The 8,710-nt window shown below is 60.5% G+C and carries 10 protein-coding genes and 4 pseudogenes; 8 read left to right on the plus strand and 6 right to left on the minus strand.

The window, feature by feature from the left end; genetic code table 11:
* Together JQK15_RS27710 and JQK15_RS26020 are read left to right on the plus strand one after the other, a co-directional pair.
* A pseudogene (locus JQK15_RS27710) lies at positions 1-177 on the plus strand (ISL3-like element ISMex26 family transposase); the annotation flags it as partial.
* Positions 117-497, plus strand: coding sequence for an Hsp20 family protein (locus JQK15_RS26020; RefSeq protein ID WP_353047275.1), 381 nt, complete (start codon positions 117-119; stop codon positions 495-497). The pseudogene JQK15_RS27710 and the gene JQK15_RS26020, both read left to right, overlap by 61 nt.
* Before the next feature lie 453 nt (positions 498-950).
* On the opposite strand, the gene JQK15_RS26025 is transcribed toward JQK15_RS26020, so the two are convergent.
* Together JQK15_RS26025 and JQK15_RS26030 are read right to left on the minus strand one after the other, a co-directional pair.
* Complete coding sequence (locus JQK15_RS26025; protein WP_214869482.1) at positions 951-1,787, minus strand: hypothetical protein; 837 nt, start codon at positions 1,785-1,787, stop codon at positions 951-953.
* Positions 1,788-2,488: 701 nt separating this feature from the next.
* Positions 2,489-2,830 carry a hypothetical protein gene (locus JQK15_RS26030; protein WP_214869484.1) on the minus strand — a complete coding sequence of 114 codons (342 nt, stop codon included), beginning with the start codon at positions 2,828-2,830 and terminating at the stop codon, positions 2,489-2,491.
* Positions 2,831-2,958: 128 nt separating this feature from the next.
* On the opposite strand from JQK15_RS26030, the gene JQK15_RS26035 reads away from it, so the two are divergent.
* A complete protein-coding gene (locus JQK15_RS26035) occupies positions 2,959-3,165 on the plus strand; it encodes a DUF6961 family protein (RefSeq protein ID WP_251008067.1) in 207 nt (68 codons plus the stop codon).
* Positions 3,166-4,127: 962 nt separating this feature from the next.
* Positions 4,128-4,559, plus strand: a pseudogene (locus JQK15_RS26040) (IS5 family transposase); the annotation flags it as partial.
* Between the two features lie 51 nt (positions 4,560-4,610).
* Here the strand turns inward: JQK15_RS26040 and JQK15_RS27135 are convergent.
* The 4 genes and pseudogenes from JQK15_RS27135 to JQK15_RS26055 all read right to left on the minus strand — a co-directional run.
* Positions 4,611-4,757 (minus strand): annotated as a pseudogene (locus JQK15_RS27135) (DUF4880 domain-containing protein); the annotation flags it as partial.
* Positions 4,758-4,767: 10 nt separating this feature from the next.
* The gene (locus JQK15_RS26045) at positions 4,768-5,301 is read right to left on the minus strand and encodes an RNA polymerase sigma factor (protein ID WP_214869488.1); all 534 of its coding nucleotides are present in this window, start codon (positions 5,299-5,301) and stop codon (positions 4,768-4,770) included.
* Between the two features lie 288 nt (positions 5,302-5,589).
* Positions 5,590-5,916, minus strand: a complete 327-nt coding sequence (locus tag JQK15_RS26050; RefSeq protein WP_214869490.1) for a hypothetical protein — start codon at positions 5,914-5,916, stop codon at positions 5,590-5,592.
* On the minus strand, positions 5,888-6,394 hold the full coding sequence (locus JQK15_RS26055; RefSeq protein WP_214869492.1) for an SEL1-like repeat protein: 507 nt from the start codon (positions 6,392-6,394) through the stop codon (positions 5,888-5,890). The genes JQK15_RS26050 and JQK15_RS26055 overlap by 29 nt, the downstream gene beginning before the upstream one ends.
* A 130-nt stretch (positions 6,395-6,524) precedes the next feature.
* On the opposite strand from JQK15_RS26055, the gene JQK15_RS26060 reads away from it, so the two are divergent.
* From JQK15_RS26060 to JQK15_RS27140, 4 genes and pseudogenes are all read left to right on the plus strand, one after another.
* Positions 6,525-7,292, plus strand: a complete 768-nt coding sequence (locus JQK15_RS26060) for a hypothetical protein (RefSeq protein WP_214869494.1) — start codon at positions 6,525-6,527, stop codon at positions 7,290-7,292.
* A gap of 259 nt (positions 7,293-7,551) precedes the next feature.
* Positions 7,552-7,734 carry a hypothetical protein gene (locus JQK15_RS26065; RefSeq protein WP_214869496.1) on the plus strand — a complete coding sequence of 61 codons (183 nt, stop codon included), beginning with the start codon at positions 7,552-7,554 and terminating at the stop codon, positions 7,732-7,734.
* A 44-nt stretch (positions 7,735-7,778) separates the two neighbouring features.
* On the plus strand, positions 7,779-8,276 hold the full coding sequence (locus JQK15_RS26070) for a hypothetical protein (protein ID WP_214869498.1): 498 nt from the start codon (positions 7,779-7,781) through the stop codon (positions 8,274-8,276).
* Between the two features lie 278 nt (positions 8,277-8,554).
* A pseudogene (locus JQK15_RS27140) lies at positions 8,555-8,710 on the plus strand (IS630 family transposase); the annotation flags it as partial.

The following is an 8,710-nucleotide window of genomic DNA, read 5'->3' on the forward strand; positions in this document are numbered from 1 at the left end:
ATCCGGCAGATTGTCCGGCAGACTGGTCACAGCCGCAAACTCGTTCGGGACGTCCTACGCGGACAGCGCCTAGACGTCTTTCGTACTCGGCCAAGTGCTCTGGACAGTTGGTTGCCGTGGCTGAACGAGCGCTGGGATACCGGATCCCGCAACGCCTTGGCTACCGCATCACTCTGGCTCTTGCCGGGTTTGCGCCCTCGGACATCGAAGTCGTGGCGCAGCAGAATCTGCTGGTCGTTTCCGGACGGCGCGCCGAAGACAACGGCCAGGGCGAGCATCTCCATCGGGGGATCACCGCACGTGCTTTCGAAACGCGGTTCCAGCTGGCCGATTTCATGGAAGCGGGACATGCCAGTTTCGAACATGGCCTGCTCTCGATTGAGCTGAAGCGTGTGGTGCCCGAGGCGATGAAGCCGCGTCGCATCGAGATCGCCCAAACTGCGCCGTACGCTCGCCAGCTGGGTGAAGCGCAGCAAGAGGTGCGCGAGGCGGCCTGATCCGCTTTGCTGGCCTGCCGACGCCGCTTCGCAGTCCTGCGAGGTTGCTGTCGGCAGGCTCATGAGCGACTCCCAGCGGTATAACGGGGGCGGAGTATCCCCGCGGTTCCCTGCCGCCTTTGATCGTGCACATCCAAATGGGGACCTTTCTGTTCAAGAACAGCGCCGAGGCGAACGCTGGCTCGAGCCGATGAGCGGCAGGACAGGACATCGGCGAGCGTTTCCGTCAGCGGGATGTTGGGCGCGTCCTTGTTCCCCTTCACGTCTTCCAGGATATGCGCCGAGGTGAGGCCCGGCGCTTCCAGAGGTAGCGGGCACCAAGCGTTCAAGTGATGCACGACGCGCACCGGCGCGCTGTCGAGCGCACAAAAACGGGACTTCCGACAAAACGGACTGCCAGAAAACTGGCGTCTTGTGACCACAGTGCCCGCGAGTTCCGACCCGGACGAGGGTTTACTGGCCCGGATCAGGCCGATCTGTCTCGTTTCGCGAAGGCGAGTTGCGATCGCGGTTCTGGCTGGTCGTTGTGTCCGACCGGGTTACCATTGGCGAAAGCTGCCGACTGCTATCGGTCCCGGCGTTATTCCGGGAGGGACTTTGCGAAGCAGTGGAGTGGTCGGCCGGTCGCCGGCCGGTGGCCGCCCGATCGCCTGGGGTGCTATTCGACGATTTCTGAAGCTCGCGCTGGGAAGAAGCACCGGGCCGCGTTTCGCGCACTTCGGAAGATTTCGGCGCCTGACGGGCGACCTTGCGATCGTTGGCGGCAGTTTGAGCGAGCTGCTGCGCATTGTGCGTATCGGACGCGCTGGGCGGTGCGGCCTTGCCGTTGGCGTCAAAGCGGCGCGTCAGCTTGCCGTCCGCGTAAGCGTAGGCGCGATCGTCCTCCTGAACGAAGAACGGCTTTTCCTCGCCCTTGCGGTAGTAGGCGACGCGCTTGCCGTCACGCGAGGCCGTTCGGATGACGTCGCCGTTACGCTTCCAGGCCCAACCGTCATCCGTGCGCACGCGCACGACAGCGTCGCTTTGCGCGATGTCCTTTGCGATGCTGGCGGCTGACGTCAGGACCGCGGCATCGTCGCCCGTGTTGCTGTCGGTGCTGGGCACGTCGACGACGGTCACCGCCTCGTCGCTATCCTCAGCGGTCGCATCGGTGGCTTCGTCCGTTGCTGCGTTCGTGGTGGCTTCAGAGGCGTTGGTGGGGTTCTCGCCGGGTTGCTGCGATTTATCGCACCCGCTGAGCGCAAGGGCTATCGCCACGGATGCCATAGGCAATTGGACATTAAACTTCATCGTTCTCGTTCTCCCATCGCGAGCGTTGGGGTTGTATTTTTGGGCGCGGCGTAAAAGCAGATCGCGCTGGAACGACGGATATGTGCGGTACGCCGTCCCGTGGGTGATCGGCCGATGAACGCTTAGCTATTCACGATATCGCATGATGACCGATCCCGTGACGCTCAATCTGGCGCTGGACGATATTGCCTGGGGGGGGCGGACTGATGCCCTTGGCACTTGCCCGACATCGGCATCGCTTCTAAGTTCGCTCCTGCTCCTGGCACGGTTCATCGTCATTGCGGCGCGTGTCAGGGGCACATTTCCATGACGGGATGGCCCTATCCGAGTACGCCTCTACCTAAGACTTGAGCCCGGCGCGCACCCCGATATTTCCTCCGGAAATTTGGCCGCGTCGGGCTCACCTTTCCGAAAATGACGGTGCTTGCCCCAGCGCCTATGCGCTTTTATCGTATCTAGGCTCTTGGAACGGTCTTATGTTGGCGTGATACAGGCCAGGGGCACCTTCTAATTGGGGTGCAGATCGATTAGAAGGAACCGATACCGGCGCCATTCAAATTCCTCGTGAATGCGTGCTTTCAGCGGCCGCGCCAGGGTCGGCCTGGGGATGGATGCTCACGGTGTCAAGGATAAGGACCGGGTCCGAGCAGCCTCAAGCCGGCCGGTATTCTCCGCACAAATCAGCGCATCGCTTTGCGGGATCAGGATGTCCCGACAGGAATGACGGCACAGATGCCAGGTCCGTCAACGTCTTTGGCGACTTCGGCAGCACGGGACAGATCGGTCCCGCCGGGCGAACGCCGACCGGCCTGGTAGCGCAGGACGGGAGCGCTGTAGCGAGCAGACAGATCAACATAGCGCGCATCGGCTTCATCGGCTCTGGCAGCATCTTCGGCTTCCTTCTTCATCTTCGCCGATAGGGCATCGGCAGCTGCCTCTGCCTGGGTGCGTTGATAATCATTGCGGTCGCAGGCTGTCTCCAGCCGTTCCGTCTCCAGCTCTGCGACGGCAGACGTTGGAACGCAGCAGGCATCAAACAGCACGGAGCGCAGGCTCCCGCGCATTTTTGCCGACCTCGCGCGAACTGGCACAGGCATAGATCCCGCCGGCTCGCCGCTGGAGGGGCCACCCCGGTAGTGGTATGGTTCTTGCGGATATGCAGGGATCGCCCATGCGACTGAACGATTGGACCTTATGGGCCTCTGCACAAGAGGTAATAAAGCGGCATGGTGCGAAGGCGCCGAAATATGCCGCTGCCCAGATCGAGGAGTGTGAAGCGGCTGGCGACGATGCGTCTGCACGGGCTTGGCGGGAGATTGGTGAGCGTATCGACCAGTTGATGGACTACCGGACCGGCCGGCCGATCAGCCGGCATTAGCGCGCGATGTCGCCCATAACGGGCGGCCCCCAGCTATGACCCAAGGTGCCGCCCTCTGTCCGAGGATGGATATACAGGGAATTCGGACAGAGGTTAATATTAGCAAACAGCTCCTACAGATCGAGCCTCTTCGTCTCAGCGACAAAACGACTTACCTTGCAGGCGCTCTGCGCGAGGGATATGCCGACGGTCTGCTGCCATTTGCCGTGTGCTCCGAGACGGCGTCACTGCCCTACGCCGTCATGGCGTAGGGCCCTTGATCCAGCAACATCTTGCGCCGACGATGGACCGGCCATATGTGGTGGGCCGATCCTGACCGGTATTTGCAATCGGTTGGCCAGTCGGGATCACTCGCTATCGGTAGTTGCCCTTATTCCCGGCCGAGAGTATCGGCCGTAGAAGTTGGATGATCCCAGCGCTGATAGCTGAGATACCCTTTTCATAAGTGCAGCGCTGGGGTCACGGCCTCGCTTGTTGGCATATTGCTTCCTAAAAAGGGATAGAATCCCTGCTCAACGTCGTGCCGCGATTCGGTTTTAGACTGCCGGGCCCGCTGGATACCCATCCGTGGAAAGAGCGCCGTCATTTCGCGGATGGGTTCACCCTTGTTGCGCCGGATCGATCTCCCTATCGCCTCGCTCCCGGCGCGGTCTTACGTTGGCATGATACGCGTCGGGGGCACTGGTCTTGCATTGTTATGCACAACACTAGCTCCTACCTATATTCGGTCCCTGACGGAACTCGCCGCCGCGGCCCTGTCAGGGGCACCCTTTCGGTCATTGTGCAGAATGGCTAAAAGCGTCTGACCTCGGCGCCATCGCTTCCTCCCGAATGAGCGCTTGCAACAGCCGCGCCGAGGTCACCAGCCTGGATGATCCCGTCCGCGGAACAAGTCCAATCTTGAAAACGTGTTTCAGGTACAAGTCAGCCCCCTTTATGGCTTGTCGATCTGCTCCCTCGGCCCGCGCGTTCATCCGCTGCGGCGCATTGTCGAGGCCATCCTATACCTGCTGCGCGGCGGCTTGCCCTGGCGGATGCTGCCGCCCTGCTTTCCGCCCGTTTCGACTGTGCGGCACTGGTTCTACCTTTGGCGCGACAACGGGCTGTGGTTGACGATCAATCACACTTTGCTGATGGTTGCACGCGCGGCGCACGGCCGGGAGGCTTCGCCGAGCGCCGGCGTGATCGACAGCCAGAGCGTGAAAACCACAGAGAGCGGCCGGCCTCGAGGCTATGACGCGGGCAAGAAGGTGAAGGGACGCAAGCGCCATATCCTTACCGACACAAAGGGTCATCTCGTTCATGCCGTGATCCACGCTGCCGACATTCAGGACCGCGACGGCGCGCCGCTGGTGCTGGCCGAAATCATCCGGCGCTTCCCTTGGCTGCGCCATGGATGGCCGGTCGCGAACCTTGTCAGCTTGCGACCAGAAGCGTTCAGCCTCCTCGAACGCTTCTGCATTCTCGCGCTGGCGTCGCCATGCGAAGAAATCGTTGAGCGTTCCCTGAGACACGGGGAGCGTCTTGAGGCGAGCGAACCATTGAGCCGCTTCCTCGCGCCGTCTTCCCGCCGCGAAATCATCCTCGTCCATCGCCTGCCGCCTAGACCCGCAATCTGCCAGCACATAGCTCGATCGCCCTGCCGATTCGCCACTCGACGGTTTTCACGAAAATTCCAAGCTGTGTCGCGATGTCCCGATTTGTCATGCGACGAAAACGGATGAGAAGAAATACATCACGGATGTTCTCAGGCAAATCGAGAATTAGGCGCTCAAGCTCCAGCTCACCTTCCTGTTCCGCCAGGGCGATGGGATCGATGCTGCTGCGATCGCGGGCAAATACCAGGCGAAAATGTGCGGTGCGGACTTTTTCCCTGCGGAGGCGATCTCGAAAGAGATTGACGGCGATGCGGGACAGAAACGCGCGGGGATGCTCAATATCCGCAAGAGACGTGCGGATGATCCGCAGCCATGTGTCCTGCACGATATCGTCAGCTTCAGATGGCTGGGCACGCAAGGTCCGTACGAGAAAGCCATGAACCCAGGCCGAGTGAGACAAGTGCCAGGCTTTGACCGAGGGCGCGTCGAGAGTATCGGCCTCATCCGCTTCGGTGCTGTCGACATTTGGGTCGGCCACGGGCCCGCTCCTGCGTCTTCGGAGAAAGGGACGCCGACCGAAACCGGTTTTGAGGAACACCCATGCATGGGCATGACCGGAGCGCAAGCCACGGCTATACGGGATCGGCCAGCCTTCAGGCTAGGTTCCCGTTCTCAAGCAGCCATCGAACGACTGGCCTCGCCGGAAACCGGAAATCCCGCGCGCCCTGACGTGACCGGCATAGCGACAGCAACTGGGTCGGTTCTGAACTGTCCGGCGTCTGGATGACGGATTTTGATTGCCGCTGCTTAGCGAGGAAATTCTGTCTCAACCGGGATAACCCGTGGCACGACGAAAGATGCGCACCATTGTGCGGCGAAATGTCTGGCGCGCATCATAGTCGTCGGCGGACGCTGCACGGACCATATCTTCGCATTTTTCCCTGAATTGCGCTGCCTCCGCATCCTCGGCGCAGCGAGCGAGCCAAGAAGCCGACCGCGCGACCGCTCGCCTTTGTATCGCCAGGGCCTCATTGCATTGCGCCGGCATGTCGTCGCTGCAACCCATCGCGAAAGCGAGATAGGCGATATATTCGGGCGCCCAAAGCTTATCAGCGACACCCATTTCATCTGCTTCTGGAAACATGGTTGCCAAGCAGTTCGCAGCCACTCCCGTCGATAAAGGGATCGCCTTGGGGAAAACAGGCCTTGGCGAAGTAGCTGAAAGCCTGCTGGGGCTTGAGGCTGACCGAAAGGCCCTTTTGATAGATTATGCCGAGATATTTGCAGGCATAAGGGGCGATGCCGACATCATCCGATGCGCATACCAGCGCCATTTTCTCTTTCGATCGGCCGTAGTCGCGCAGCTTTGCATTGAGGAAATAGATCTTGCCAGCATCATAGCAGCCACCAACCTGAAAAACGGCGGCACAAGAGGCCTCGAAAGCCGCAAGCGCCGCTTCAGCATCGCCGCGTTTATCGGCCTGGACGCCGTCACGCCAGCAACTGTCGACATTCCTGTCCTGCCTGCATGCAGCGCCCGTTCCGTTAATCCGCTCCGCCCGGGCGCTTGCGGGAGCCGAAGCTGCCGCCAAGCTAATCATCAGAAACAAGACTGCCGATATTGGTCGCATATGTTTCTCCCTGCTCCGACCAGTTCACAGCTGTTCTTGCACTTTCGCACGAAAAATCACCCGCCGGCGCGCTGATGAACGATCCCATATACTCATTGAACGCTTTAGAGGTGGCAGTATACATAAAGCCATGTCGATTTCCATTTACCGATGCTTGGCCGCCCTCTGCAAAGCGTCCGCGCTTTTCGTGATCCAGCCGGCTTATGCACAGCAAAGCTCTGATGCTGCGCGGGCCATCGCTGCGGATACCGTAGTGGGAGAATATTCCCACGCTGAAATGGAGTTGGCGGCGGGCCTTCGCATCAAGCCGGACGGCACGTTCGAATATGGCCTGAGCGTCGGATCGCTCGATGAGAGAGCACAGGGCCGATGGAAGCGCGTAGGGGAGCGGATCGAGCTTACCAGCGAGCCGCGACCTGTGCCGCCGAAGATTACCGCGAGCAGAGTCGAGAATGGACAAGGCCGGGAATTTGCGATCCGGCTTGTTGCACCGAATGGCTCCGACATTCCGGGCATCGATCTGCGTATCGATTTTGCTTCTGGCCCGCCATTTGAGTCCTATTTGGCTGGAGGTCCGTGGACACTGCCGAAGAGCGAACGACGGCAACCGCGCTTGGTGACGTTCAGCAAGAAAGCCTATCGAATTGATTCTGGACCACTGCCGCTGAGTGCCGATAGCGGAACAATCGCGGTCTTTCTGCTGACGCCGAACGATTTCGGTGTCATCGACATGACCGGCGCATATCTCGAGCAGGATGGGGACAGCTTCGAGCTTACGAGACCGGAAGGAGCGATCATATTTGAGCGCGTCAATTCGGTACCAGATCCAGCCGCCGCCAATGGAGCCGAACCGAAAGCGCTGCGCGCGAAGGCCGGTACTCAGATTGACCTGAAATAGGCGCTTTGTCCTTGCCATGTCGGGGAGTGCAGGCGTCAGGCAGGCACGGTCAGAGAGCTTACCCGATCGGGAAAATGCGACTGCCTGACCGTGTTTCATGCCCTAGGCAACGGCACAGGGATGACTTATTTAACCGCTGGACTCTCGTCATGATCGAGGGGCTTCCGGGTGGCAGGTCAACGCGCCGAGCTCTAATATGCGGGCAAACCAGCGGAACCATCCAGCCGCCCGTCCGCTAAGGAACGGAAAGGAACTCGCCATGGCTTCAAATCCCGAGATACCGCCACCGGACACGATCGATCCGCAGTCGCCCGCAGAGGTGCCCGTGGAAAGCCCTCCGAGCGAGGCCCCGTTTGCGGAGCCTCCCGAGATCGAGCCTGATTCGCCCAACGTCGACCAGCCCGATCGCGGACCCGACGAACTTCCGCCGCCGCCGGACTGAGCGGCTCAGAAAATCGGGACGGGCCAGCGACAAGGTGTGTTGGAATGAGCAATATCGGAACCGCATCCCCCGGTGTCGGTATAGCAGCAGCTCTGACTGCGCTGCTTATCGCGTGCGGAAATCCAAAGCCGCAGGAGCATGCCCCCAAGGACGAACATTCGCAGTCGGCATCCGCTGTCGTTCACAAAAGTCCCGCAAGCCCTCAGCCGACGCTGCGTCACGACGTGGTGCCTCAGCCACCATCCACGGAAGTGCCCAAAGGCGAAATCCGCGACTGTCGGCTGGAGGTAGATGGACGTGTGCATGTGAACGGCAAGTGCGAGGTCTATTCGATGGGCGACGGCGGATACACGCTCAACACCTGGACGTCCGGGAAACCAAAAAACTCCCACTTTGCCGTCGTCGCGATACTGAACGACCAGACGGCGGAAGCCAGCTGGAACGCCGATCCTGACGACAGCAAGGCGATGGACCGCCTCGGCGTGGTTACACAGCACGAGGGGTGCTGGACCAACGATCGCGCAAAGATATGCGCTGATTGACCGGCCGAGACGCTGCCCAGGCCATTGGATACTGATGCGATTGGCTGTCCATTCGTAAGATAGGGCGGCGGCCTATTCGCGTCCATAGTCGCCGCCCAGCGGCTCACTTCCATTGATCGGAAGCGGTCATTCGTTCAGATGGGACCGACGCAAAAGCTGCCTGTTGCTAATCGCCGTTCTTGTATCGTTATACCGACCTCCAGTGATGCTGACTCACGAGGGGGATTCCCAAGGCGCTGAATTTCTGAATCTATGGCTTCCCGTTGGAGGGCATGGCGATGGGTGCAGCGATCGGATTGCGGGACGACTTTGACGCGGTGGGCTTGAGGCGACTGGCGAGTGCGACCAGGAGCGCGAACCAGGGACGGCGGCTGCTGGCCTTGGCGGAAATTTATGATGGTGGGAGCCGCAGCGATGCCGCGCGGATTGGCGGC

It is taken from the genome of Sphingobium sp. BHU LFT2 (genome assembly GCF_018604485.1).
In the GTDB taxonomy this organism is placed as follows: domain Bacteria; phylum Pseudomonadota; class Alphaproteobacteria; order Sphingomonadales; family Sphingomonadaceae; genus Sphingobium; species Sphingobium yanoikuyae_A.